A 25,415-nucleotide genomic window follows, 5' to 3' on the forward strand; every position below is an offset into this window, starting at 1 on the left:
GCTTGCTGCGATGACGGGCCCGGAGGTTCCCAAGACCGCGGGCGACATGAGCCGCGCGGAGCAGACCGGACCCGAACAGATCGGTGTGCGCAAAGGGTTGTTCGGTGTGCACGGCAGCGGTGACACCTCGGGATACGGCGGCCTCGTCCAAGCGGTCACACTACCCGGCAGCTCGAGTCGCCCGTTCGGCGGCTACTTCGACGAGATCGCCGACGAACTCGCCGCGGGCCTCACCGAGATCCCCCAGCCGCACAACGTCTCCTACGACGACGCGGTGGAGAAGGTGGTGATCTTCCGGGACGAGATGACCGTGCACGTCCGTCGCGAACATCTCCGGCCGGTGGCGCTCACCCTCCGTAATCGGGACTCGCTGCGATTCGAACTGTGCCTGGGCGTCAACGGCGTTCACTACCCCGACGATCGCGGCCGCGAACTGCACGCCGTGTACCCGCTGGCATCGATCACCCACAATCGTCGGGTGCGCCTCGAAGTGGCCGCCCCCGACACAGATCCCCACATCCCGTCCCTGACCGACATCTACCCCACCAACGACTGGCACGAACGGGAGACCTACGACTTCTTCGGCATCATCTTCGACGGCCATCGGTCCCTGACCCGCATCGAGATGCCCGACGACTGGCAGGGCCACCCGCAGCGCAAGGACTACCCTCTCGGCGGAGTCCCGGTGGAGTACAAGGGAACCCGCATAGCGCCGCCCGACCAGCGGAGGTCCTACAACTGATGACGACCACCGACAGCGACCCCAACGACGTGCACCCGACCCAGACCTACACCGTGTCCGGGCAGGACTGGGACGACATCGTCACCGCCGTGCGCGAACGTGCGGCCGCCCAACCGGGCGACGAGCGCATCGTCGTCAACATGGGGCCACAACATCCCTCCACACACGGCGTCCTGCGGCTGATCCTGGAGATCGAAGGTGAGACGGTCACCGAGGCGCGATGCGGAATCGGATACCTGCACACCGGAATCGAGAAGAACCTCGAGTACCGCACCTGGATGCAGGGCGTGACCTTCGTGACACGCATGGACTACCTGTCGCCGTTCTTCAACGAGACGGCGTATTGCCTCGGCGTCGAACGCCTACTCGGGATCACCGACGACGTCCCCGAGCGGGCCAGCGTGATCCGGGTGCTGCTGATGGAGCTGAACCGGATCTCCTCACACCTCGTCGCATTGGCCACCGGCGGAATGGAACTCGGCGCGGTCACGGCGATGTTCCTGGGCTTCCGGGAGCGGGAGATGATCCTCGACATCTTCGAGTACATCACCGGCCTGAGGATGAACCACGCCTACATCCGGCCTGGCGGGGTGTCCCAGGATCTGCCCGACGACGCCGTCGACAAGGTCTCCGACCTGCTCGATGTGCTGCCGAAACGGCTCGGTGAGCTCGAGGATCTCCTCAACGAGAACTACATCTGGAAGGCCCGCACCCAGGGCGTCGGTTACCTCGACCTCACCGGTTGCATGGCGCTGGGGATCACCGGGCCGGTGCTGCGTTCCACCGGGCTGCCGCACGACCTGCGCAAGTCCGAACCCTACTGCGGCTACGAGAACTACGAGTTCGACGTCATCACCGACACCACCTGCGATTCCTACGGCCGATACCTGATCCGGGTCAAGGAGATGCAGGAATCGGTACGCATCGCCCACCAATGCCTGGACCGGCTGGAGCCGGGCCCGGTGATGGTCGCCGACCGCAAGATAGCCTGGCCGGCCGACCTCGCTCTGGGCCCCGACGGACTGGGCAATTCACCCGAACACATCGCGAAGATCATGGGCACCTCGATGGAGGCGCTCATCCACCACTTCAAATTGGTCACCGAGGGTATGCGCGTGCCCGCCGGACAGTGTTATGTGGCGGTCGAGTCGCCGCGCGGCGAGCTCGGCGTGCACATGGTCTCCGACGGCGGCACGCGCCCCTACCGGGTGCACTACCGCGACCCGTCGTTCACGAATCTGCAAGCGGTGGCGGCGATGTGCGAAGGCGGCATGGTGGCCGACGTGATCACCGCGGTCGCCAGTATCGATCCGGTGATGGGAGGGGTGGACCGATGAGTGACCCCGTGTTCGTCGACCTGACCACACCCTCGACCGGTGGCGCGCCACCCGCCGAGGGGCTTCCGGTGGTGGCGCCGCAGCCGCATCCGACGGTCCGGTTCGACGGACCCGACAGCTACGCCGACGACGTTGCGGCGCGTCTGGCCGCCGATGCCGCCGGCATCCTCGACCGCTATCCGCAGCCGCGGTCGGCACTGCTGCCATTGCTGCACCTCGTCCAGGCCGAAGACGGACAGATCACCCGCGCAGGTGTGGATTTCTGTGCGGCACAACTGGATATCACCGCCGCCGAGGTGGCGGCGGTCGCCACCTTCTACTCGATGTATCGCCGGACGCCGACCGGTGAGTACCTGGTCGGGGTGTGCACCAACACGCTGTGCGCGGTGATGGGCGGCGACGAGATCCTGGCGGCCCTGCGTGAGCACCTGGGTATCGCGCCGGGCGACACGACCGCGGACGGGCGGATCACCCTCGAGCACGTCGAGTGCAACGCCGCCTGCGACTTCGCGCCGGTGGTGATGGTCAACTGGGAGTTCTTCGACAACCAGACCCCGGCGGGAACCATCGAACTCGTCGAGGATCTCCGTGCCGGCGTCCATGTCACACCGACCCGGGGCACCGGCGGTGTGTGCTCGTTCCGTCAGACGGCGCGCCTGCTCGCCGGACTGCCCGAGGACGGTGAGGACTCGTGACCGCCGTCGTCAAAGGTGCGGAGCCGGCCGAGCCACCCGTGCTGAGCCGCCACTGGGGCGAGCCCGAGTCGTGGACGCTGCACAGCTACGAGACGCACAACGGATACGCGGCGCTGCGCAACGCATTACAACAGTCCCCCGACGACATCATCGAGATGGTCAAGGCGTCGGGTCTGCGCGGGCGGGGCGGCGCGGGATTCCCGGTGGGCGTCAAGTGGTCGTTCATCCCGCAGACCGATCCGGCCGATCCCGATGCACCCGACCCGCGGCCGCATTACCTCGTGGTCAACGCTGACGAATCGGAACCCGGCACCTGCAAGGACATCCCGCTGATGTTCGCGTCGCCGCACTCGCTGATCGAGGGGGCGATCATCGCCGCGTACGCGATCCGCGCCGCGCACGCGTTCATCTACGTCCGCGGAGAGGTGGCCTCGGTGTTGCGCCGACTCCGCACAGCAGTCGAGGAGGCCTACACCGCAGGCTATCTCGGCTACGACATCCTCGGTTCGGGTTTCGATCTGGAACTGGTCGTGCACGCCGGTGCGGGCGCCTACATCTGCGGCGAGGAAACGGCGCTGCTCGACTCGTTGGAGGGAAGGCGCGGCCAGCCCCGGCTCCGCCCGCCCTTCCCCGCGGTCGCCGGCCTGTACGCCAGCCCGACCGTCGTCAACAACGTCGAGTCCATCGCCAGCGTGCCGCCGATCATCCGCAACGGCGTGGACTGGTTCCGGTCCATGGGAACCGAGAAGTCGCCGGGCTTCACGCTGTATTCGCTGTCGGGGCACGTCGCCCGGCCGGGCCAGTACGAGGCACCGCTGGGCGTCACCCTGCGGGAACTGCTCGACCGCGCGGGCGGTGTGCGGGCCGGCCACCGACTCAAGTTCTGGACCCCGGGCGGCTCGTCCACACCCATCCTCACCGGCGATCACCTCGACGCTCCACTCGACTACGAAGGCGTCGGAGACGCCGGTTCGATGCTGGGCACCAAGGCATTACAGATCTTCGACGAGACCACCTGTGTGGTGCGGGCGGTCCTGCGGTGGACCGAGTTCTACGCTCACGAGTCCTGCGGCAAATGCACGCCGTGCCGCGAGGGCACCTATTGGTTGGTGCAACTGCTGGCGCGGGTCGAGGCGGGGCAGGGAACCGAAGCCGATCTCGACATCATCACCGACGTCACCAACAGCATCGTCGGTAAGTCTTTCTGCGCACTCGGGGACGGTGCGGGCAGTCCGATCGTGTCGTCGCTGAAGTACTTCCGCGACGAGTACCTCGCCCACTTCGACGGCGGCTGCCCGTTCGATCCGCACGCCTCGACCCTGTTTTCTGACACCGACTCCGGAGGTGACCGATGACCGCGGTCGACGACCCCGCCACCACGGACCGACGCCCGGATCTGGTGTCGGTGACCATCGACGGCACCGAGATCGCCGTTCCCAAAGGGACCCTGGTCATCCGGGCCGCGGAGATGATCGGCACCCAGATCCCCCGGTTCTGCGACCATCCGCTGCTCGACCCCGTGGGGGCCTGCCGGCAATGCCTGGTGGAGGTGGAGGGCCAACGTAAGCCGCTCGCCTCGTGCACCACGGTGGTGACCGACGGGATGGTGGTGCACACCCAACGCACCTCGGATGTGGCCGAGAAGGCGCAGCGGGGTGTGATGGAGCTGCTGCTGATCAACCATCCGCTCGACTGCCCGGTGTGCGACAAGGGTGGGGAATGTCCACTGCAGAACCAGGCGATGTCGTCGGGCCGCGGCGATTCGCGCTTCACCGGCGTGAAACGCACGTTCACCAAACCCATCCCGCTGTCCTCGGAAGTGCTGCTCGATCGGGAACGGTGCGTGCTGTGCGCGCGGTGTACCCGGTTCTCGTCGCAGGTCGCCGGCGATCCGCTGATCGACTTCGCAGACCGCGGCGCGTTGCAGCAGGTCGCGATCTATCAGGACGAGCCGTTCGAGTCGTACTTCTCCGGCAACACCGTGCAGATCTGTCCGGTGGGAGCGCTGACCAGTACCGCCTACCGTTTCCGGGCGCGGCCCTTCGACCTCGTGTCGACGCCGAGTGTGTGTGAGCACTGCGCGAGCGGATGCGCCCAGCGCACCGATCATCGGCGCGGAAAGGTGTTGCGCCGTCTCGCCGGTGACGATCCGGACGTCAACCAGGAGTGGAACTGCGACAAGGGCCGGTTCGCGTTCGCCTACGCCACCGCCGCCGACCGCATCGCCGCTCCGACGATCCGGTCGGCCGACGGAACGCTGCGGGAGGTGTCCTGGGCTCACGCGCTGCGGCATGCGGCCGAGGGGTTGTCGTCCGCACGCGGCCGGGCCGGCGTCCTCACCGGCGGGCGCCTGACCGCGGAGGACGCCTACGCGTACGCACGGTTTGCCCGGGTGGCCCTGGATACCAACGACATCGACTTCCGCGCCCGCGGCCACAGCGCCGAAGAAGCCGACTTCCTCGCCGCGCATGTCGCGGCCCGGCCCGACGACGTCACCTACCACGACCTGACCGGTGCGCCTGCGGTGCTGCTGGTGGCGTTCGAGCCGGAAGAAGAGTCGCCGATCGTCTTCCTGCGCATGCGTCGCGCGGTCCGGACCTCCGGCCAGCGGGTGACGTCGATCGCCGCGCTCCGCAGCCGCGGACTCGGCAAACTGAACGGTCAGCTCCTCGCCGCGGTGCCGGGAGACGAAGCAGCCGTGCTGGATTCCGACGCGGCTGCCGACGCCGTGACCGCCGACGGTTCGGTGATCATCGTCGGCGAGAGGCTCGCCGGGGTTCCCGGCGGATTCAGCGCCGCCGCCCGACTGGCCGAACGGACCGGGGCACGACTGGCGTGGATACCGCGCCGCGCCGGGGAACGCGGCGCCCTGGAAGTCGGTGCGGCACCGAACCTGCTACCCGGCGGACGCCCGGTGGCCGATCTGACCGCCCGGACGGAGATGGCACTCGCGTGGCAGGTCGCCGACCTGCCCAGTGTGCCCGGCCGCGACACCACCGGGATACTGGATGCAGCGGCACGCCAGGAGATCTCGGCGCTGCTCGTCGGAGGCGTTGAGCTCGCCGATCTCCCGGACCCGCGAGCCGCCGAATCCGCTCTCGCCGATGCAGGATTCGTCGTCAGCCTCGAGATCCGTCGCAGCGCGGTGACCGATCGCGCCGACGTGGTGCTGCCGGTCGCCGCGGCCGCGGAGAAGTCCGGCATGTTCCTCGACTGGGAAGGACGGGCGCGGCCGTTCACGACAGCCCTCCCCGAGGCGGGAACCCTGCCCGACCACCGGGTGCTCGACGCGTTGGCCAGCCAGATGGGCATCGACCTGCGGTGTGCCGACACCGCGACCATCCGTGCCGACCTCGAACGCATCGGGCCGTGGCGCGGATTGCGACCACCGACGCCCGCCGTGACGGCCCCGCCCGCGCATCACGGCAACCCTGAGACCCGACGTGCGGTCCTCGCCACCTGGCGGTTGCTGCTCGACGACGGCCGCCTGCAGGACAACGAACCCGATCTCGCCGGTACCGCCCGCCCCGCGGTGGCCCGGATGTCCGCGGCCACCGCCGCCGGGATCGGCGCGTCCGACGGGACGCCGGTCGAGGTCGGCACCGAGCGGGGCGCGATCGTCCTGCCGCTCCAGCTCACCGACATGGTCGACGGGGTGGTCTGGGTGCCGATGAACTCACCGGGCTGCTCGGTCTCCACCGAGTTGCGCGCCCACGCAGGTGATGTCGTCGCCATCGCGACGGCCGGGGAGGCTCGATGAACTTCCCCGACCTTGCCGACTTCGGCCACGACCCGTGGTGGCTCATCGTGCTCAAGGCGCTGGCCGTGTTTGCGTTCCTGGTTGCCAACCCGCTCGCCGCGATCCTGATCGAACGAAAGATCATGGCGCGCATGCAGACCCGAATCGGACCCAACCGGGTTGGTCCGCGCGGACTCCTGCAGAGCCTGGCCGACGGGGTGAAACTGGCCCTCAAGGAGGGCATCGTCCCGAGCGGCGTCGACAAGCCGATCTACCTTCTCGCACCGATCATCGCCGTGGTGCCGGCGGTGATGGCCTTCGCGGTGATCCCGTTCGGTCCGATGGTGTCGGTGTTCGGCCAGCAGACGCCGTTACAGCTCACCGATCTACCCGTGGGCGTGCTCTACGTGCTCGCCATCACCTCGGTCGGTGTGTACGGCATCGTCCTCGCCGGTTGGTCGTCGGGTTCCACCTATCCGCTGCTCGGTGGTCTCCGTTCCACCGCGCAGGTGATCTCCTACGAGATCGCGATGGGACTGACGTTCGCGGCGGTGTTCCTCGACGCCGCGACCATGTCGACGTCGGGAATCGTGGCGGCACAGGAGCATCACTGGTATGTGCTGCTGTTGCTGCCGTCGTTCGTGATCTACGCGATCTCGATGGTCGGCGAGACCAACCGGGCGCCCTTCGACCTGCCCGAGGCGGAGGGCGAACTGGTCGGCGGCTTCCACACCGAGTACAGCTCACTGAAGTTCGCCATGTTCATGCTCGCCGAGTACATCAACATGGTCACCGTGTCCGCGCTGGCCACCACCCTGTTCCTCGGCGGGTGGCAGGCCCCGTGGCCGCTCAGCTTCTTCGACTGGGCCAACTCCGGCTGGTGGCCGATCCTCTGGTTCACGCTCAAGGTGTGGATCTTCCTGTTCGTCTTCATCTGGCTGCGCACCAGCCTTCCCCGCCTGCGCTACGACCAGTTCATGAACCTCGGCTGGAAGGTCCTCATCCCGATCTCGCTGACCTGGGTGATGGTGGTGGCCGTCATCCGCGTCGCCATCGGCGGCTCCGAGGACAACGACCTGGCCCGATCACTTGTGCTGGCGGCGGCCGGGATCGTGGTGACCGCGCTACTGCTGTACGCCGTGTGGCGGCTCGTACGGTTGCCGGTCGAGAAGACGTCGGGTCACCGGGTCTCGATACGCGGCTCCTCCGTCGCCACTACTCCGCCGGATCGAGTAGCCGGCGAGCGAAGCGAGTCGGCGTATCGAGATCGACCAGCGGATGGTGAATCGGACGGGGAGCCGGAACCCTTCGACCCCATGGCCGGCGGCTTCCCGGTGCCGCCGCTACCCGGCCAGGTATTACCGCGGCGTGCCGTGCCACCACCCGATCCTACGAAGGAGACGACCGATGCCTGACTTCATCAAGCCGATAAGCGGGTTCGGCGTCACGTTCTCGTCGATGTTCTCGCCCACCATCACCGAGCAGTACCCGGAGGAGAAGACCCCGACCGCGCCGCGCTATCACGGCCGCCACCAACTCAATCGGCACCCGGATGGGCTGGAGAAGTGTATCGGCTGCGAACTGTGCGCGTGGGCGTGCCCGGCCGACGCCATCTACGTCGAGGGCGCCGACAACACCGAGGACGAACGGTACTCGCCGGGCGAACGGTACGGCCGCGTCTACCAGATCAACTACCTGCGATGCATCGGGTGCGGACTGTGCATCGAGGCCTGTCCCACACGGGCGTTGACCATGACCAACGACTACGAGATGGCCGACGACAACCGAGCCGATCTCATCTACGAGAAGGACCGCCTACTCGCCCCGCTCGAACCGGGCGTCACGCCGCCACCGCACGACATGGCTCCCGGTTCCACCGAGGAGAGCTACTACCAAGGTGAGGTGTCGAAGGACGGCCGCGTCGTCGGAAGGGACGATTCGTGACCACTACAGTGCTCGCTTCGCTCCCGGCGACCAGCACTGGCGAGGCCGTGCAGTTCTGGGTTCTCGGTGTGGTCGCGGTGCTCGGCGCGCTCGGGGTCGTGTTCGCCACCAAGGCGGTGTACTCGGCGATCTTCCTGGCGACCACGATGATCATCCTCGCGATCTTCTACGTCGCGCAGGGTGCGCTGTTCCTCGGCGTGGTGCAGGTGGTGGTCTACACCGGCGCGGTGATGATGTTGTTCCTGTTCGTGCTGATGCTGATCGGGGTCGACTCGTCGGACTCGCTGGTGGAAACGCTACGGGGGCAACGGGTCGCGGCTGTGCTGATCGGTCTCGGGTTCGGAATACTGCTGATCGCCGGCATCGGCTCCGCATCGCTGGCGGTGTTCGTCGGCGCTCCGGTGGCAGGCGCGCCCGGCGCCCCGGCCACCGCCGGTGACGGCAATGTGGAAGCACTCGCGGAGCTGATCTTCGTGCAGTACCTGTGGGCGTTCGAACTGACCGGTGCCCTGCTCATCGCCGCCACACTCGGCGCGATGGTGCTGGCGCACCGGGAGCGGTTCGGACCACGGCGTAGTCAGCGCGAACTGTCGACCGAACGGTTCCTCCACGGCGTCGACATGACGCCACTGCCGAGCCCCGGTGTCTACGCACGCCACAACGCCGTCGACGTACCGGCGTTGCTACCGGACGGGACGCCGTCGGAACTCTCCGTCAACGCGACGCTGCGGCCGCGGCCTTCGGTGACCCCGCCGACCTCTGAACCCGACAGCATCCGCCGACAACTCGGCGAGGGTCGGCCGGGAGGCGGCACATGAACCCGGAGAACTACCTCTACCTCGCGGCGCTGCTGTTCACCATCGGTGCCGCCGGGGTGCTGTTGCGGCGCAACGCCATCGTCGTGTTCATGTGCATCGAGTTGATGCTGAACGCGACGAACCTGGCGTTCGTCACGTTCGCGCGGATGCACGGATCGTTCGACGGTCAGGTCATCGCGTTCTTCGTCATGGTCGTGGCGGCAGCCGAAGTCGTCGTCGGCCTGGCGATCATCATGACCATCTTCCGGGCTCGTCGGTCGGCCTCGGTCGACGGCGCGGATCTGCTGAAGCGGTAGGAGGCACCGGTGAGCACCCAGACGACCGCCGACCTGCTCTGGCTGGTGCCCGCGCTGCCGCTGTTGGGCGCGTTGGTGCTGCTCCTGGGCGGGCGCCGTACCGACAGGTGGGGGCATCTGCTCGGCACCGGGCTGGCGCTCGCGTCCTTCGTCGTGGGGCTGGTGATGTTCCTCGGCATGGTCGACCGGGGCGCCGACGACCGTGCCGTGCATCAGATCCTGTTCAGCTGGATTCCGGTCGGCGAACTGCAGGTCGACTTCGGGCTACAGCTCGATCAATTGTCGATGTGCTTCGTGCTGCTGATCACGGGCGTCGGGTCGTTGATCCACATCTACTCCATCGGCTACATGGCCGACGACCCCGACCGGCGACGATTCTTCGCCTACCTCAACCTCTTTCTCGCCGCCATGCTGTTGCTGGTGTTGGCCGACAACTATCTCGGCCTCTACGTGGGCTGGGAAGGGGTTGGGCTCGCCTCGTATCTGCTGATCGGGTTCTGGCAGTACAAACCGACCGCAGCCACCGCCGCGAAGAAGGCGTTCGTGGTGAACCGGGTGGGCGACATCGGCCTCGCCGTCGCGCTGATGATCATGTTCGCGTCATTCGGGTCGGTGTCGTTCGAGGCGGTGTTCGCCGGGTCGGGTGAGGCCGGCGAGAACGTCCTCACCGCACTGGGATTCATGCTGCTGCTGGCCGCGTGCGGCAAGTCGGCGCAGGTGCCGCTGCAGTCCTGGCTCGGGGACGCGATGGAGGGCCCCACCCCGGTGTCGGCGCTCATCCACGCCGCGACGATGGTGACCGCGGGTGTCTACCTGATCGCGCGGTCCAACCCGATCTTCGACCTCGCGCCGGCCGCGCAGGCCGGGGTGGCGGTCGTCGGCGCGGTCACGCTGCTGTTCGGCGCGATCATCGGCTGCGCCAAGGACGACATCAAGAAGGCACTCGCCGCGTCCACGATGAGCCAGATCGGATACATGGTGCTGGCCACCGGACTCGGGCCCGCCGGCTACGCCTTCGCGATCATGCATCTACTCACCCACGGGTTCTTCAAAGCCGGCCTGTTCCTGGGTGCCGGATCGGTGATGCACGGCATGAACGACGAGACCGACATGCGGCGGTTCGGTGGACTGCGGACCGTCATGCCGATCACCTTCGTCACGTTCGGTCTCGGCTATCTCGCGATCATCGGGGTGCCGCCGTTCTCCGGTTACTTCTCCAAGGACCCGATCATCGAGTCGGCGTTCGCCGAAGGCGGCGTGGGCGGCTGGCTGCTCGGTGGGGCCGCGCTGTTGGGTGCCGGTATCACCGCGTTCTACATGACACGGGTGATGCTGTTGACGTTCTTCGGTGAGCGGCGGTGGAACCACGATCCGTCGCCGCATCCCCACGAGTCGCCGGGCGTGATGACCGCGCCGATGATCCTGATCGCCATCGGCTCGGTGGCGTCGGGTGCTGTACTGGCGTGGGGCGACTCGCTGGTGCACTGGCTGGAACCCGTCGTCGGCGAGGAACATCACGAGCTGGCCGTACCGGCGTGGGTGATCACGGTGACGATCCTCGCGGTGGTGGCGATCGGCATCGGACTGGCGTGGCGGCAGTACGCCACCCGCCCGGTTCCGGAGACCGCCCCCGACGACGTGTCCGCGCTCACCGTCGCCGCACGCCGTGACCTGTACGGCGACAAGGTCAACGAGAACCTGCTGATGCGCCCGGGCCAGCAGGTCACCCGCGGTCTCGTGGCCGTGGAGCACGACGGTGTCGACGGCCTCACCACCGGTGTCGGCGCGGCGATCGGTGCGGCGTCGCACCGAATACGGCGGTGGCAGAACGGCTATGTGCGGTCCTACGCGTTGTCGATGTTCGCCGGCGCGGTGCTGATCGTCGCGATGGTGATGGTGGTGAATGTACTGTGAGCGCACCCTGGCTGACCATCCTGTGGCTGGCGCCCGCCGTCGGCGCGCTTGCGGTGCTGGCGGTACCGAACACCCGCCCCGATGTCGCGAAATGGCTGGCGCTGGTGGTGTCGCTGGTGGTGTTCGGGCTGTCGCTGGGGCTGGCGGTGGGCTTCGACGCCGACGGTGCGCGGTATCAGTTCGTCGAGGATCTCAGCTGGATTCCGGCGCTCGGCACCCGATATGCGTTGGGGCTCGACGGGATCGGGCTCGTCCTGGTGCTGCTGACCGCCGTTTTGCTGCCGATCCTCATCCTGGCGGGCTGGGGCGACGCCGACCATTCCGGATCGTTGGATCACGCGGGCGGCCGGCGGCAGAAGGGCCCACACATCTACCTCGCGCTGATGTTGTCGGTCGAGGCGATGGTGCTGATGAGCTTCGTCGCCCTCGACATCCTGCTGTTCTACATCTTCTTCGAGGCCATGCTGATCCCGATGTACTTCCTGATCGGCGGCTTCGGCCGGCAGCAGGGGGTGGACCGGTCCCGGGCCGCGGTGAAATTCCTGCTGTACAACCTGTTCGGCGGCTTGATCATGCTGGCCGCGGTCATCGGCCTCTACGTGGTGACGGCGCGGTCGGAGCTCGGCGAGAACGGGGCCGGCACCTTCGACCTGCGGGCGATCGTCGACGCCGTGTCCGCGGGCGAGCTCGATGCCGGCAGCGGGCTGATCCGGATGTTGTTCCTCGGCTTCATGTTCGCGTTCGCGGTGAAGGCTCCGCTGTGGCCCTTCCACTCGTGGCTGCCGGATGCGGCGGTGTCGGCGACACCGGCCAGTGCGGTGCTGATGATGGCAGTGGTCGACAAGGTCGGCACCTTCGCCATGCTTCGGTACTGTCTGCAGTTGTTCCCGGATGCGTCACGCTATTTCGCCCCGCTGATCGCGACATTGGCGGTGATCGGCATCGTCTACGGCGCGATCCTGGCGATCGGCCAGACCGATGTGATGCGGTTGATCGCGTACACGTCGATCTCACACTTCGGGTTCATCATCCTCGGGATCTTCGCGCTGACCAGTCAGGGACAGACCGGTTCGACCTTGTACATGGTCAACCACGGGATCTCCACTGCTGCACTGTTCCTGGTGGCCGGTTTCCTGGTGTCGCGGCGGGGCAGTCGACTGATCGCCGACTACGGCGGGGTGCAGAAGATCGCCCCCCTGCTGGCCGGCACCTTCCTGATCGCCGGCCTCGCGACGTTGTCGTTGCCCGGTCTGGCGCCGTTCATCAGCGAATTCCTGGTTCTGATCGGCACGTTCACGCGCTATCCGGTGGCGGCGATCGCCGCCGCGTCCGCGCTGGTCCTGTCGGCAATCTACATCCTGTGGACGTACCAGCGAATGATGGGTGGCCCTCCGCGGCCGGTCGGCGAGGGGCCCGGCGCGGCCGCGCGCCCGATGCGCGATCTCCATGGCCGCGAGCTCGCGGTGGTGGCGCCCCTCGTCGCGTTGCTGGTGGTGTTCGGCGTCTATCCCAAGCCGTTGCTCGACGTGATCGATCCCGCTGTGGGACACACGATGAGCACGATCGACGAGCGTGACCCGGCGCCCACGGTGCCGTTGCCGGACGGAGGCCCGCCATGACCGTGGAGCAACTGACCGTGGAGAACCTGACCGTCGACCACATGGCTGCCATCGAGGCACCCAGCGTCGAGTACGGTGCGCTGTCGCCGATGCTGATCGTCTTCGGTGTCGCCGTGGTCGGCGTGCTGGTGGAGGCATTCGCACCCCGGCGGCTGCGGTATCCGACCCATCTGGTGCTGTCACTCGGCGGGCTTGTCGCCGCGTTCGTGGCCGTCGTCGCGGTGGCGGTGGCGCAGACGTCCGACGGGGGGCTCGGCGAGTTCGCGATGTCCGGGGCGGTGGTCATCGATCGGCCCACCCTGTTCTTGCAGGGGCTGCTCGTGCTGATCGCGATCGCGTCGGTGGCGTTCATGGCCGAGCGGCGTCTCGAGCGTGTCGTCGCGGTGCCGCCGTCGGGTCGACGGATCAGCGACGGCCCCGGAGCCGCGGCGCAGGCCTCGCTCACATCGGTCGAGGCGGACATGTTCACCCCATCCGGGGCGTCGGTGCCGAACACCGACGCCGAGTTCGAGGCGACCCGCGCGGGCGGTCTCACCACCGAGGTGTTCCCGCTGACGCTGCTCGCCGTCGGCGGCATGATGCTATTCCCCGCCTGCGGTGACCTTCTCACGATGTTCATCGCGCTCGAGGTGTTCTCGCTGCCGCTGTATCTGCTGTGCGGGCTGGCACGACGCCGTCGTCTCATCTCCCAGGAGGCGTCCCTCAAGTACTTTCTGCTGGGGTCGTTCTCGTCGGCGTTCTTCCTGTTCGGCGCCGCGTTCGCCTACGGCGCAACCGGTTCCCTGCAACTCGGCGCGATCGGCGAGGCTGTGGGCGAGGCCGTCGACGCACCCGGCGGCGACACGGTTCTGCCGCTGATCGCGCTCGGATTGTTGTCGGTCGGTCTGCTGTTCAAGGTCGGTGCGGTGCCGTTCCACGCGTGGATTCCCGACGTGTACCAGGGTGCACCCACCCCGGTCACCGCGTTCATGGCCGCTGCCACCAAGATCGCCGCGTTCGGCGCCCTGCTCCGGGTGTTCTACGTCGCGTTCGACGACCTGCAGGCCGACTGGGAGCCGATCGTCTGGGCGGTCGCGATCGCCACGATGCTGATCGGCGCGGTGATGGCGGTGACGCAGACCGACATCAAACGGATGCTGGCGTATTCGTCGATCACCCATGCGGGATTCATCCTGCTGGGTCTGGTCGCCTTCGACGAGGCAGGTATTGCCGCGACCATGTTCTATCTTGCGGCGTACGGCTTCTCGACATTCGGAGCGTTCGCCACCGTCGCGGTGGTGCGGGAACCCGACCGGCAGTCGGGACCGCACCTGTCCGGCCGTGAGGCCACCGACATCCGACAGTGGGCCGGGCTGGGTCGACGCTATCCGCTTGTCGGAGCGATGTTCTCGATGTTCCTGCTCGCCTTCGCCGGCATCCCGTTGACAAGCGGTTTCATCGCCAAGTTCGACGTGTTCGCGGCAGCGGCGGGTGCGGGTGCCGGCGTGCTGGTGGTGGTCGGCGTGATCAGCAGCGCGATCGCCGCGTACTTCTACATCCGGATCATCGTGGCGATGTTCTTCGCCGACGTACCCGTCGACGCCCCGCACATCGTGAAGCCGAGTGTGCTGACGACGGCGTCGATCGCGGTGTGCACCGTGGTGACGATTGGGCTGGGTGTGTTCCCGCAGCCGTTGCTGGATTTGGCGCAGGAAGCGGCGGTGTTCCTCGGCTGAGTGCGGTGTCGGGTCGAAGACGCGCAGGAACCTGACGTCCGCGCACCTTGCAATCCGCGCGGATGTCAGCAACCTGAGCGTCGTCCCCGACTCCTGCGAATACAGTTCGAGAGTGTGTTCTCTCCCTCGTCGGGCCATCCTGGCGACGACCGTCGTCTGTGTCGCGGTCGCTACCGGCGCGTGCGGCGACGACGACGGCACACCGATCCCGGCGACGCGTTCCGTCCAGACCACCTCGATGCCGATCTCTGAGCCCAACGGTGCGGCATCGCCACAGTCATCTGCCCCGCTGACCACCGCCTACCAACCTGCGCTCGTGCACGTCAACGGCCATCGGGGGTCGACTCGGTTCGACGCGGATCTACCGCAGGTACGCGGGGGTGTGGACGATGTCCGCGACCGCTTCAACGCCGGTATGCGGATCGCGTTCGACGACATCATCAGCAGTTACGTCGCCACCACCGTCGGCGACGGATCGCTGGTCGACGACGAGCGCAGCCGGGTCACCACCATCACCGACGGTGTGGTCGCCGGTGTGCTGATCCTGAACACCTACTCCGACGGTGCGGCGCACCCGAACAACCACGTCGCGACGATCACCATCGACGCCCAGGACGCCCGGCCCATCCGACTGACCGACGTGTTCACCGATCCGGCGGCGGCCGCGGCCGACCTCGCTGAGATGGTCACCCGCATCGATCCACGAGTCGATTACGTCGCGCCCGAGGTCAACACCTTCCTGAACTGGGTACCGCTGCCCGAGGGCTTCCGCACCTACGTGCCCGTCGCGCACGCGCTGGGTGATTGGCTGCCGATCACCGTGCCGTGGGACGACATCACCGATCTGCTGCGGCCGGGGATGGCGGACCGGCTGGGCGGATGATGGTGCCCATGGCGGCGGACCCGAGAGCAGAACTGGCACGTCGACTCGACGTGCTGTACACCGACGCGGGGTCCCCGCCGTTGAAAGCGGTGAGTGCCAGGGCAACTCGCGAACTCCGTGCCCGCGACCCGCGAGGCCGTGACATCGCGGCACAACGCATCTCCGACTGGCGACGCGGCCGCAGCGTGCCCGCGAAGTTCGACGGATTGGCCTCGGTTCTGAGCGTCCTGATCGTCGCGGCCCGGCGCAACAATCCGGAACCCTCTGAGCCCGGGCTGTATTCGGCAACGGAATGGCGAAAGCTGTGGGAGCGGGCGCAACACGACCGGGCCGGCGCCACCCGCACGGAACCCGAGGTGTGCCCCTACCCGGGCCTCGCACCGCTGACCATCGGCGACAGCGAGTTCTTCGCCGGTCGGCACGGACAGGTCGACACCATGCTGACCTGGTTCGGTCAGACCAGTGCCGCCGGAGAGTTACTGGTGCTGGTCGGCGCGTCCGGGTCGGGCAAGTCGTCGCTGCTGCAAGCGGGGTTCGCGGCACGCATCCGCGACGACGTCGACGTTCTGCTGGTCACCCCCACCGCCGTCCCGGCCGACGGCCTCGAGGCGTGGGTGCGCGACCGGGCTTCGGCATCGAAGCCATTCGTGCTGGCCGTCGACCAGCTCGAAGAACTGTTCGTCGCACCGTTCGACGACACGGCAGCCTCGTCATACCTCGACGTGCTCGTGGCACTCTCCGCCCCCGGGGAGGCCGGACCGGGCGAGTGTTCCGGCGTCGTCGCCGCGCTGCGCGCCGATTTCTACCCGGCGGCCGCAGAACACCCGCCACTGGCACATGCGTTGCAGCACAACCAGATGCTTCTTGGGCCGCCGACCGTCGACGAACTCACCGCGGCGATCGTCGAACCCGCGCGGTCGCAAGGCCTCACCGTCGGTGACGGCCTCGTCGAACTGATCCTGGCCGATCTCGGGGTGCGCGCCGACACCGCGTCCGAGCCGGTGCGGGTGGGTACGTTCCCGCTCCTCGCCCACGCCATGCGCAGCACCTGGCAGTTCCGTGAGGGCAAGGTGCTCAGCGTGCGCGCCTACGAGAAGGCCGGCGGGGTCCGTGGCGCGATCGCCGCGAGCGCGGAGGAATGCTGGGACACATTCAGCACTGAGGAGCGAGAAGTCGCCCGAACCATCCTGCTGGAACTGGTGACGCCGGTGCCGGACGGATCGGCGGTCGGCCGGCGAGTGGATCGTGACGACCTGTACCACCGCAGCCCGGATCGGGCCGCCGCCGACACCGTGCTCGAAGCGCTGGCAGGGGCCCGGATCATCACCCACGACGCCCACGGCACCTCGCTGTCGCACGACGCGGTGATCGCGGCCTGGCCACGACTGGCCGACTGGGTCGAAGAGGACCGTGAGGATGCGTTCACCCGCTTGCGAATTCAAGGCGACGCCGACGAATGGGTGGCGTCGGAGAAGGACCGTTCGCTGCTCTATCGCGGCAGCCGGCTGGCCGTGGCCGACGACCTGGCGGCGCGCTCTCCCGCCACCCTGTCCCCGGCGGCCGCCGACTTTCTCTCCTCCGCACAGCTCGTCAGACGCCGCCAGACCAACATCCGCCGGGCGATCGCGGTGCTGCTCGTCGTCGGCGTGGTGGTGACCTCGGTGCTGGCGGTCGTGTCGATGCGGCAGAGTCAGCGAGCCGAACGCGAACGCGCCGACGCGCAGTACGCCGCGCTGATCGCATCCGGTCTCCGCGACCAGTCGGCGAACCCCACCGAATCCGCGCAGCTCGCGCTCGCGGCGAATGTCGAACGCCCCGACGACCCCGCCGCGAGGGGACTGCTGCTGGCGTCACAGTCCTCGCCGTTGGCGGCCACCTACGCGGGTCACCGCGGGGCCATCTACGGCACCGCGCAGTCGTCGACCGGTCTCATCGCGTCGGGCGGCTACGACAATTCGGTGCGCTTGTGGCGCCACGACACCGAGCAGGGGCTGCTCGCGATCGGCGAGCCGCTGTCGACGTCGTCGTGGGTGACGGCGGTCGCGTTCTCCCCCGACGGTGGGGTGCTGTTCGCGACCGGGGCGACCGGAACGATCGCGCGGTGGGACGTCACCGATCCCGCGCGTCCGGTACCCCTCGACGAGATCGACGTCGGGCACACGGGCACCGCGTACGCCGTCGCGATGCGACCGGACGGCCGGTGGATCGCCACCGCCGGCGACGACCGGTCGGTGCGCCTGTATGACCTCGTCACCGGTGAGGTCCGTGTCCTCACCGGTCACACCGCCCCGGTCCGCACGGTCGCCTTCAGCCCGGACGGGCGCCTTCTCGTCAGCGGGAGCGACGACCGCACTGCGCGGGTCTGGGACACTGCCGATCCGGCGCGCCCCGGTCAGATCGGCGCACCGCTGACCGGTCAGACCCTGACCATCCATTCGGTGGCGTTCAGTCCCGACGGGACGACACTGGCCACCGGCAGCGACGACCAGAGTTTTCGGCTGTGGTCGGTGCGCGGCCGCGGCGAGGTGGTCCCGCTCGGTGGTCCGGTCGACGCACATTCGGCGGCGGTGTGGTCGGTGGCGTTCTCACCGGACGGCACCGCACTGGCGACGGCCGCCTGGGACGGCACCGCCGCCCTGTGGAGTCTGGCCGACCCCGCGCACCCGATCCCCCTCGGGCAACCGATGAACGGCAGCCGAGGCGGCCTCACCACGGTGTCGTTCCTCGACGGGCCACGCGTCCTCACCGGCGGTCAGGACGGTCAGTTGCGGGTCTGGACACTGTCACCGGCCACCATCTCGGGTCACACCCGCCGCGTGCAGTCGCCGGCTTTCGATGCCGCCGGGCGACTCATGGCCACCGGCTCGTGGGACGGGCAGGTGTTGTTGTGGGACGTGTCCGGCGAACGGCCGGCGCGTATCTCCGCGGTGCCGCTCGCCGGCGATGCGCGTGTGGAGAACGTCGCGTTGGCGCCGGACGGAAGCATGTTGGCGATGACGTCGCTCGACACCGGTGACGTCGAGCTCTACGACACCACCGACCCGGCTCGCCCCGGGCCTCTGGCTGTGCTGTCCAACCCGGCCGCGCGGTACACACATGAGTTGGCGTTCTCACCGGATTCGTCGACGCTGGCCACCGCGTCCGACGACTCGAGTGTTCAACTATGGGATCTGGCGGATCCCACGCGTCCGACCCGTCGGGGCGAACCGCTGACCGGGCCCGACGGCTGGATCACCGCGGTCGAGTTCACCCCGGACGGCTCCCGGCTCTTCGGCGCGTCCGCCGACCAGCGGCTGCACGAGTGGGACGTGGCGGCAGGCGCCTCGGCGAGTCAGGTGGTGGCCGCGCAGGACGGTCCGATCAACGCGCTGTCGATCGACGCAGACGGATCACTGCTCGCTGCTGCGGGCGACGATCAGATCATCCGGATCATGAGCATCGACGATGACACGAATGGTGACCTAATCGACGAGGTGACACGGCTGTATGGCCACGACTCCACGATCCGGTCGGTGAGCTTCGACCCCACCTCGGATCTGCTGGCCTCGGGCGCCGACGACCAGACCGTCCGGCTCTGGTCCCTCGAGGATCTGGATGCGCCACAGCCGATCGGCCGCTCTCTCGCGCCGCCGGGCACGGTTCGGTGGCAGGTGGAGTTCGGCCCGCGGGGCCAGCTCAGCGCGGGCGGTGAGAACGGCGCCTTGCGATGGTGGAGCACCGACGAGACGCACATCGCCGACCGGGTGTGCGCGGCGACCGTGGGAACCGAACTCGGCAACGATCAGGATCTGTGGGCCGACGAGCTCGCCAACGCGTGCGGCTGACCCACTCGACGGTCGTGCGCGGATGGGCCCGAACGCGAAGCAGCCCGCATGATGGTCCCCCGATCGTTACCACCATGCGGGCTGCCGCCCAGACTTCGGGTCAGGCGCCGAGGCTGATGCCGATGTTCAGCAGGTCGCCGCCGAAGAACACGAGGTCGTTGAAGAACTGGGTGAGGCCGGTGAGCATTGGTTGCCCTTTCGTTGATTCATCTTGATGCGCCGCGTTTCGAGCGCTTCACCACGTTCGCACTCCACGGGAACGTCGCGCACCGCGCCGGACAGCATCCGCGCTGGTCAGCGTGCATAAATGAGTCGTCCGTTCCGGACAGAACCGGCGTCCGGAACGGAACCGGACACGTCCGGGACACCTCCGGAAAGCACAAAAACGGCCCCCTACCGGATTCGGTAAGGGGCCGTTCGCTGCGGTGGCGGAGGGATTTGAACCCTCGGTACGGGGTTACCGCACACAGCATTTCGAGTGCTGCACCTTCGGCCGCTCGGACACGCCACCGCGGAAGACTGTACCGCAGTCGGCGTCTGTGCCTAAATTGGCCGGTCAGGGGCCGAAAGTGAGGCCTCGTGGGCGAGGCTAGTTGTTGCCCGTGATCTTGTTCTTCACGTCGTCGACCTTGCCCTTGACGGCGTCGGCCGCGTCGGCGATCTTCTGCTTGCCCTGGGCCTCGCCCTGATCGGCCTTGCCCTCGTTCTTGAGGTCCTCGTTGTCGGTGAGGGAGCCGGCAGCTTCTTTACCGCGCCCCTTCATTTCCTCGGCCTTGTTCTTGGCGTCGTCCTCGATACCCATGAACTGCCTCCTCCTGAGAGTGCCCGAGACCCGATGTCCCGGCTGCGAGAGCACTTACCACGTTGCCACGGTGGTTCAAACCTCTCCAGAGCCGCAGGTCACCGCGCGTCGTGGCCGCCGAGGCGGTCACGGAACTCGCCCGCCTTCTCCTTTGCGGTGGCCATCGCCTCCTGGACCTTCTCGTTCTCGGTGAACTCGGTGAACTTCTCCTTGGCCGTGTCCACCGCGTTGTGAACGGTGTCACTCTCGGCGAACTCGTTGATCTTGTCCCGCGCGCTCGCCACTGCGCCCTGGACGGAGTCGCTGGAGGCGAACTCCTCGATCTTGTCGCGGACGGTGTCGACGACCTCGTTGATCTTGGCTGTCGTGTCGGACATGCTGGCTCCTCGGTTCGGTGGGTGGCACACACTGCGCCGTGCGCGCCCATGGCTCCAATCTGCCAGAGGAATCGCGGCCACGGACCCTGAGATTCACCCTGAAATCGCACTTCAGGGACCCTTCGTGACACCCGCAAGCGCCTCGTTCCTCAGGGATCGGGAGGAGACCCTCGCTCGCAAGCTCGCTCCTCAGGGATCGGAGGGGGACGCACCACCTGGCCCCTGAGGAAGCCCGGAGCCTGCGAAGGGCTGTCACGAAGGGGGCGACTCCCGCCGCGCACCGAAGAAGTCCAGCATCAGGTCCCGGCACTCCGACTCCAGCACCCCGCCGACCACCTCGGGCCGGTGGGTCAGGCGTGGGTCGCGGACGACGTCCCACAACGATCCGACCGCACCCGTCTTCGGTTCCCAGGCCCCGAACACGAGCGTCCCGATCCGGGCGAGGGTGAGCGCGCCGGCGCACATCGTGCACGGTTCGACGGTCACGACAAGGGTGCATCCCGGCAACCGCCACCCGTCGCCGAAGCGTCGGGCCGCCGCGCGCAACGCGACGATCTCGGCATGCGCGGTGGGGTCGCCATCGGCTTCTCGACGGTTGGCCGCGCGCGCCAGTTCGATACCCGCCGGGTCGAACACCACGGCACCGATGGGGACGTCGTCGTCGGGTGCATCTCTCGCGGCGGCGAGTGCGTCGCGCATCATGGTCTCCCACTCCGCGTGCCGTGCACCGCCGCCGGTCGGGCTCAATGCCCCAGCTTGTCGAGCACCTTGGACAGTTCGTCGGCGAACCCGAGGCGAGCCGCGATCATGCCCACCTGTTCGTCGGCGTACAGGTCGGTGTCGCCGACGATGACACTCATCACCGCGTCGGGCAGTCCGAGATCGGCCAGGATCGCCAGGTCCCCTTCCTCCCACGGGTCGACGTCGTCGAGTTCGTCGGGATCGAGGTCGGGGATGTCGATGTTCATCGCGTCCAGAGCGTCGGCGGCGACGTCGTAGTCGATGCCGGCGGTCGCGTCGGAGACCAGCAGACGTGGCCCCTGCGGAGCCGGACGGAGAACGATGAAGAACTCGTCGTCGACGTCGAGGAGACCGAACACCGCGCCGGTGGCGCGCAACTCACGGAGCTGCTTCTCCGCGTCACCGAGATCCGTGAGTGCGGAGGGCGTCAGCGCGCTGACCTTCCAGGCACCTTCCTCGCGGACGACCGCGACCGCGAACCCCTCGATCTCGTCGTTCACACCCTGTTTGTTGGGACCACCCGATACACCCGCGCCGGCACCTGCCATGCAGGTCACCGTAGCCGTTAACCGCGGGCCACCCAAGTCCCCGCCGGTGGCCGACGCCGGAAAGAGAATGTGGGAATGTGATGGTGTGACTGCCGCGTCTGCCTCCCCGCGCCCGGCCTCCGGACCGATCTGCGTGCTCGGTCTCGGACTGATCGGCGGCTCCCTGATCCGAGCCCTGGATGGCGGGGACCATCCGGTCTTCGGCTACAACCGCTCGGCCGAGACCGTCGAGGCGGCCGCCGCCGCGGGCCACGACGCCTCCACCGACCTCGTGTCAACACTCGAACGCGCCGCGGCCGACGACGCCCTCGTGGTGCTCGCCACGCCCGCCACCACCCTCGACGATCTGCTGCCCGAGATCGCCGCGCACGCACCCAATTGTCTTCTCACCGACGTCATCAGCGTCAAACAAGCTGTCGCCGCGGCTGTTTCGCGGCACGCCCCGGGTCTGCGCTATGTCGGTGGACACCCGATGGCCGGGACCAGCCAGTCCGGGTGGGCGGCCACCGACCCCGACCTGTTCCGGTCGGCGATGTGGATGGTGTCGACCGAGGACGACACCGACCCCACCGACTGGTCGGTCGTCGCGGCGATGGCTCGGTCGGTCGGTGCGTTCGTGGTGCCCGCCGCCGCGGATGCGCACGACCGGGCGGTGGCCGCGATCTCCCACCTTCCGCATCTCACCGCGGCGGCGACCGCTGCCGTGGGCGCCGGCGAGAGTGACCTCGCCCTGCGACTGGCCGCAGGCAGCTTCCGCGACGGCACCCGCGTGGCCGGCACCGCGCCGACGCTGCAGCGGGCCATGTTGGAGGCCAACGGGATCGCACTGCTCAATGTGCTCAGCGAGACCATCGACCGGTTGCTCGCGGCCCGCGACGAACTACGCGAACACGGCACCGTCGAGATCCTCGTCGACGACGGTCATCGTTCCCGGCTGGCCTACGAGAAGATCGCCGACGCCGATCCCGCGCCGATCACCGGGGTGCGCATCGGCGATCCCGGTTGGGCGCAGGAACTCCGACGGCAGGCACACCAGGGACGGGTGTGGCTGGACTGATCAGACTGGACTGATCAGACCCTGGTTGCCAGGCCCGCGTAATCGATGACGAAACCGTTCTCGTCGACCGTCAGCGACGACGTCGCGACCGGGGACACCACGTCGACGCCGGCCTCGGTCGGCGTGTAGTGCAGCGTCGCAGGTTCGACCCGCCCGTCGGGCAGATAGAGGTAGACGACGGGGATGTCGACCTCGTCGCCACCCCGATGCATCTGGAGACGACGGATCGGTAGCGCGTTGAACATCGGCGACAGAGCCAGGTCGACGTCCGCGGCGCCGTTGAAGTCGCCGCGCACGGTTCCGTCCGCGCTCTGCACCAACCAGTTGTGCTCACCGTCACGGGTGATGGCCAGCTGTGTTTCTCCGCTCGCACGCAGCAGATGGATCGACAGACGTTTGGTCACCCCGATGTCGTTGGTGACGAGTTCGTAGGATGCCGAGAACGCCTCGTGGGTGTCTGTGGCGGCGGCGATGATGCGTCCATAGGCCTTGAGCCGGGCGCCGTTGACGTGCAGACGGACCTGTTCGAGCCGGTCGGAGCGCTCACCGCGCCACGTGACGATCGTCTTGACGTCGGGGGCGGACGACGAGCCGCCTGCCCCAGCGGTGTTCTCTGGTGCTGTCTGAGAAGAACTCACGAACCTACGGTAGCGACCCGAGCACCGACGTACACAGTTGATGCGGAGCCCGGACCGCGAAAGCTGTGACCGGGCCCACTCAGGCGCGGCAGGACACGGTCCGCCGCGGCGACTCGGCGGAGATCCGGTCCGTGGCGACGACCCGTCCGTCGACGGTGATCGAGCAGGTGGCCTCGCCGTCGCCGGCCAGGACGAGCACCCGCAGCGGGTTTGCGGAACCGGTGAAGGAGATCGTCCATGACGTCGACGACCCGATCGTGGTGCGCAGGCCGACATCGTCGACGTAGAGGATCGTCGCGGGTGACGTCGCGGCCACCTCGTAGACCACCTCCCGCCCCGCGGGCTGTGCAGGATTCCCCGGCACCGCGGGGTTCCCGGGTGCGGTCGGCTCCTGCGCCGGGGTACGGGGTGGGGTCGGCAGCTCCGAGATGACCATCGGCAAGGTCGGTTGGGTGACCGGATCGTCGCCGCGCAGCGCCGCCCGACCGACGGTGAGGGCCAGCAGGCCCAGAGCGGCGACCGCGACCAGCGCGACGATTCCCACGAGCCGACGGTCGGATGGCGATCGCTGCAGCCCGCCGTCGGGCTCCTCATCCGAGTCCGGGGCAGGCGAACCATCCGGCAGTTGCGGTGCTGCGGTGTCGGTCGGCCGGCCCGGATCAGCCGGCTGACCGGGGACGAAGACCGGCGAGCCGTCAGGCGCGTAGCCCAGTGGCGGATACAGCTGCGGGTACAGCGGGGTGCGGTAGAGGTCGTCGGGCGGCTGCCCGGTGGGATGTCCCATCGTCGGCCTCCCGTCGCGTGTCGTCGGGTCCGGCGCTCCCGCCGGCTCGCGGGCACCTCTGCCCGCCCTTCGACACTACGTCGACCACAGACGCCGGCGGCGTCCGGTCAGCGCACCTGCGCCGATACCCGACGACCCGCGTTCACGACGACGTTGTCGCGCCGATCTTGAGCTTCCCGTCCTCGAACAGCAGCGGGTACAGGAGGCCGCCGATGAGTCCACCGATCAACGGTGCCACCCAGAACATCCACAACTGGCCCGGCGCCCCGTCCCCGTTGAAGAATGCGACGGCGGTGGACCGCGCCGGGTTCACCGACGTGTTGCTGATCGGGATCGAGATGAGGTGGATCAGGGTCAGACACAGGCCGATGGCCAGCGGCGCGAAGGTGGAGGGGGCTTTGCCGCCGGTGGTGCCGAGCACCACGAGCAGGAAGAACGCAGTGAGCAGGATCTCCGCGATCAGCACCGCGACCAACGAGTATCCGTCGGGAGAATTGTCGCCGTAACCGTTGGCGGCCATACCCCCGATCCGCTCGAAACCGTCTTTACCGCTCGCGATGATGAGCAACAGCAGTCCGGCGAGAAGGCCGCCGACGACCTGGGCGATCCAATAGCCCGGCAGTTCTTTCCAGGACATTCGGCCACCGATGACCGCACCCAAGGTGATCGCCGGATTGAAATGGCCACCCGAGATGTGTCCGACCGCGTACGCCATCGTGACCACGGTCAATCCGAAAGCCAGTGCGACGCCGAGGTATCCGATGCCGACCTGATAATTGTCGCCACCGTCGGTGGCCATGGCGATCTGTTTGGCGGCGAAAATCGCCGAACCGCAGCCGCCGAATACGAGCCAGAATGTACCGAACAACTCCGCTGCCAGTTTTGCCACGGGCGAGGAAGAGTTCATGACTGAAACCTTTCTGGATTGCGCGTCGATGATTC

The 25,415-nt window shown here is 67.9% G+C and carries 20 protein-coding genes, 1 tRNA gene and 1 pseudogene; 14 read left to right on the plus strand and 8 right to left on the minus strand.

Going from position 1 to position 25,415, the window contains the following annotated elements; all coding sequences use genetic code 11:
* Positions 1–46 precede the first annotated feature (46 nt).
* The 13 genes and pseudogenes from VZC37_RS17560 (at position 47) to VZC37_RS17625 (ending at position 19,526) form a co-directional block, all read left to right on the plus strand.
* Entirely contained in the window at positions 47–742 is a 696-nt protein-coding gene (locus tag VZC37_RS17560) for an NADH-quinone oxidoreductase subunit C (protein ID WP_431309441.1), read from the plus strand.
* Complete coding sequence (gene nuoD / locus VZC37_RS17565; RefSeq protein ID WP_330434079.1) at positions 742–2,079, plus strand: NADH dehydrogenase (quinone) subunit D; 1,338 nt, start codon at positions 742–744, stop codon at positions 2,077–2,079. Before VZC37_RS17560 ends, nuoD begins: the two co-directional genes overlap by 1 nt.
* Positions 2,076–4,129: pseudogene (nuoF, locus tag VZC37_RS17575) on the plus strand (NADH-quinone oxidoreductase subunit NuoF). Before nuoD ends, nuoF begins: the two are co-directional and overlap by 4 nt.
* Positions 4,126–6,534, plus strand: coding sequence for an NADH-quinone oxidoreductase subunit G (locus VZC37_RS17580; protein WP_330434083.1), 2,409 nt, complete (start codon positions 4,126–4,128; stop codon positions 6,532–6,534). The pseudogene nuoF and the gene VZC37_RS17580 overlap by 4 nt, the downstream one beginning before the upstream one ends.
* Positions 6,531–7,928, plus strand: coding sequence for an NADH-quinone oxidoreductase subunit NuoH (gene nuoH, locus VZC37_RS17585; RefSeq protein ID WP_330434085.1), 1,398 nt, complete (start codon positions 6,531–6,533; stop codon positions 7,926–7,928). The genes VZC37_RS17580 and nuoH overlap by 4 nt, the downstream gene beginning before the upstream one ends.
* Positions 7,921–8,457: an NADH-quinone oxidoreductase subunit NuoI gene (nuoI, locus tag VZC37_RS17590; RefSeq protein WP_330434087.1), complete on the plus strand. Its 537-nt coding sequence runs from the start codon at positions 7,921–7,923 to the stop codon at positions 8,455–8,457. Before nuoH ends, nuoI begins: the two co-directional genes overlap by 8 nt.
* Positions 8,454–9,275, plus strand: a complete 822-nt coding sequence (locus tag VZC37_RS17595; protein WP_330434089.1) for an NADH-quinone oxidoreductase subunit J — start codon at positions 8,454–8,456, stop codon at positions 9,273–9,275. The genes nuoI and VZC37_RS17595 overlap by 4 nt, the downstream gene beginning before the upstream one ends.
* Positions 9,272–9,571 (plus strand): NADH-quinone oxidoreductase subunit NuoK, encoded by a 300-nt coding sequence (gene nuoK / locus VZC37_RS17600; RefSeq protein ID WP_330434090.1) that lies wholly within the window; start codon positions 9,272–9,274, stop codon positions 9,569–9,571. The genes VZC37_RS17595 and nuoK overlap by 4 nt, the downstream gene beginning before the upstream one ends.
* A gap of 9 nt (positions 9,572–9,580) precedes the next feature.
* The gene (nuoL, locus tag VZC37_RS17605; RefSeq protein ID WP_330434092.1) at positions 9,581–11,485 is read left to right on the plus strand and encodes an NADH-quinone oxidoreductase subunit L; all 1,905 of its coding nucleotides are present in this window, start codon (positions 9,581–9,583) and stop codon (positions 11,483–11,485) included.
* Complete coding sequence (locus VZC37_RS17610) at positions 11,482–13,104, plus strand: NADH-quinone oxidoreductase subunit M (protein WP_330434094.1); 1,623 nt, start codon at positions 11,482–11,484, stop codon at positions 13,102–13,104. The genes nuoL and VZC37_RS17610 overlap by 4 nt, the downstream gene beginning before the upstream one ends.
* Positions 13,101–14,819 carry an NADH-quinone oxidoreductase subunit NuoN gene (gene nuoN / locus VZC37_RS17615; protein WP_330434096.1) on the plus strand — a complete coding sequence of 573 codons (1,719 nt, stop codon included), beginning with the start codon at positions 13,101–13,103 and terminating at the stop codon, positions 14,817–14,819. The genes VZC37_RS17610 and nuoN overlap by 4 nt, the downstream gene beginning before the upstream one ends.
* Positions 14,820–14,931: 112 nt before the next feature.
* The gene (locus tag VZC37_RS17620; RefSeq protein WP_330434097.1) at positions 14,932–15,702 is read left to right on the plus strand and encodes a hypothetical protein; all 771 of its coding nucleotides are present in this window, start codon (positions 14,932–14,934) and stop codon (positions 15,700–15,702) included.
* A gap of 8 nt (positions 15,703–15,710) precedes the next feature.
* Complete coding sequence (locus tag VZC37_RS17625) at positions 15,711–19,526, plus strand: nSTAND1 domain-containing NTPase (RefSeq protein WP_330434099.1); 3,816 nt, start codon at positions 15,711–15,713, stop codon at positions 19,524–19,526.
* 423 nt (positions 19,527–19,949) lie between these two features.
* Here VZC37_RS17625 and VZC37_RS17630 read toward each other — a convergent pair.
* The 5 genes from VZC37_RS17630 to VZC37_RS17650 all read right to left on the minus strand — a co-directional run bounded on the left by VZC37_RS17630 (position 19,950) and on the right by VZC37_RS17650 (position 21,994).
* A tRNA-Ser gene (locus VZC37_RS17630) sits at positions 19,950–20,037 on the minus strand.
* Between the two features lie 78 nt (positions 20,038–20,115).
* A complete protein-coding gene (locus tag VZC37_RS17635; RefSeq protein WP_330434100.1) occupies positions 20,116–20,328 on the minus strand; it encodes a CsbD family protein in 213 nt (70 codons plus the stop codon).
* 98 nt (positions 20,329–20,426) lie between these two features.
* Positions 20,427–20,705 (minus strand): hypothetical protein, encoded by a 279-nt coding sequence (locus VZC37_RS17640; RefSeq protein ID WP_330434102.1) that lies wholly within the window; start codon positions 20,703–20,705, stop codon positions 20,427–20,429.
* 252 nt (positions 20,706–20,957) lie between these two features.
* The gene (locus tag VZC37_RS17645) at positions 20,958–21,407 is read right to left on the minus strand and encodes a nucleoside deaminase (RefSeq protein WP_330434445.1); all 450 of its coding nucleotides are present in this window, start codon (positions 21,405–21,407) and stop codon (positions 20,958–20,960) included.
* 41 nt (positions 21,408–21,448) lie between these two features.
* Entirely contained in the window at positions 21,449–21,994 is a 546-nt protein-coding gene (locus VZC37_RS17650) for a tRNA adenosine deaminase-associated protein (RefSeq protein ID WP_330434105.1), read from the minus strand.
* A gap of 85 nt (positions 21,995–22,079) precedes the next feature.
* On the opposite strand from VZC37_RS17650, the gene VZC37_RS17655 reads away from it, so the two are divergent.
* Positions 22,080–23,051, plus strand: coding sequence for a prephenate dehydrogenase (locus VZC37_RS17655; RefSeq protein WP_330434106.1), 972 nt, complete (start codon positions 22,080–22,082; stop codon positions 23,049–23,051).
* A 14-nt stretch (positions 23,052–23,065) separates the two neighbouring features.
* Here the strand turns inward: VZC37_RS17655 and VZC37_RS17660 are convergent, their stop codons facing one another.
* The 3 genes from VZC37_RS17660 to aqpZ all read right to left on the minus strand — a co-directional run bounded on the left by VZC37_RS17660 (position 23,066) and on the right by aqpZ (position 25,380).
* Positions 23,066–23,689 (minus strand): putative glycolipid-binding domain-containing protein, encoded by a 624-nt coding sequence (locus tag VZC37_RS17660; RefSeq protein ID WP_330434108.1) that lies wholly within the window; start codon positions 23,687–23,689, stop codon positions 23,066–23,068.
* Between the two features lie 79 nt (positions 23,690–23,768).
* On the minus strand, positions 23,769–24,473 hold the full coding sequence (locus VZC37_RS17665; RefSeq protein ID WP_330434109.1) for an MmpS family transport accessory protein: 705 nt from the start codon (positions 24,471–24,473) through the stop codon (positions 23,769–23,771).
* 142 nt (positions 24,474–24,615) lie between these two features.
* The gene (gene aqpZ, locus VZC37_RS17670; RefSeq protein ID WP_330434112.1) at positions 24,616–25,380 is read right to left on the minus strand and encodes an aquaporin Z; all 765 of its coding nucleotides are present in this window, start codon (positions 25,378–25,380) and stop codon (positions 24,616–24,618) included.
* Positions 25,381–25,415: the final 35 nt, after the last annotated feature.

Origin of the sequence: Gordonia sesuvii, from assembly GCF_036350415.1 — a bacterium.
GTDB lineage: Bacteria > Actinomycetota > Actinomycetes > Mycobacteriales > Mycobacteriaceae > Gordonia > Gordonia sesuvii.

Bases quoted from the DNA above. Each gene is read 5' to 3' on its own strand.
- VZC37_RS17625 (WP_330434099.1), top strand. From the start codon at position 15,711: ATGGCGGCGGACCCGAGAGCAGAACTGGCACGTCGACTCGACGTGCTG.
- nuoI (WP_330434087.1), top strand. From the start codon at position 7,921: ATGCCTGACTTCATCAAGCCGATAAGCGGGTTCGGCGTCACGTTCTCG.
- nuoN (WP_330434096.1), top strand. From the start codon at position 13,101: ATGACCGTGGAGCAACTGACCGTGGAGAACCTGACCGTCGACCACATG.
- nuoD (WP_330434079.1), top strand. From the start codon at position 742: ATGACGACCACCGACAGCGACCCCAACGACGTGCACCCGACCCAGACC.
- VZC37_RS17580 (WP_330434083.1), top strand. From the start codon at position 4,126: ATGACCGCGGTCGACGACCCCGCCACCACGGACCGACGCCCGGATCTG.
- nuoK (WP_330434090.1), top strand. From the start codon at position 9,272: ATGAACCCGGAGAACTACCTCTACCTCGCGGCGCTGCTGTTCACCATC.
- VZC37_RS17635 (WP_330434100.1), bottom strand. From the start codon at position 20,328: ATGGGTATCGAGGACGACGCCAAGAACAAGGCCGAGGAAATGAAGGGG.
- VZC37_RS17650 (WP_330434105.1), bottom strand. From the start codon at position 21,994: ATGGCAGGTGCCGGCGCGGGTGTATCGGGTGGTCCCAACAAACAGGGT.
- aqpZ (WP_330434112.1), bottom strand. From the start codon at position 25,380: ATGAACTCTTCCTCGCCCGTGGCAAAACTGGCAGCGGAGTTGTTCGGT.
- VZC37_RS17665 (WP_330434109.1), bottom strand. From the start codon at position 24,473: ATGGGACATCCCACCGGGCAGCCGCCCGACGACCTCTACCGCACCCCG.
- VZC37_RS17645 (WP_330434445.1), bottom strand. From the start codon at position 21,407: ATGATGCGCGACGCACTCGCCGCCGCGAGAGATGCACCCGACGACGAC.
- VZC37_RS17640 (WP_330434102.1), bottom strand. From the start codon at position 20,705: ATGTCCGACACGACAGCCAAGATCAACGAGGTCGTCGACACCGTCCGC.
- VZC37_RS17560 (WP_431309441.1), top strand. From the start codon at position 47: ATGAGCCGCGCGGAGCAGACCGGACCCGAACAGATCGGTGTGCGCAAA.
- nuoH (WP_330434085.1), top strand. From the start codon at position 6,531: ATGAACTTCCCCGACCTTGCCGACTTCGGCCACGACCCGTGGTGGCTC.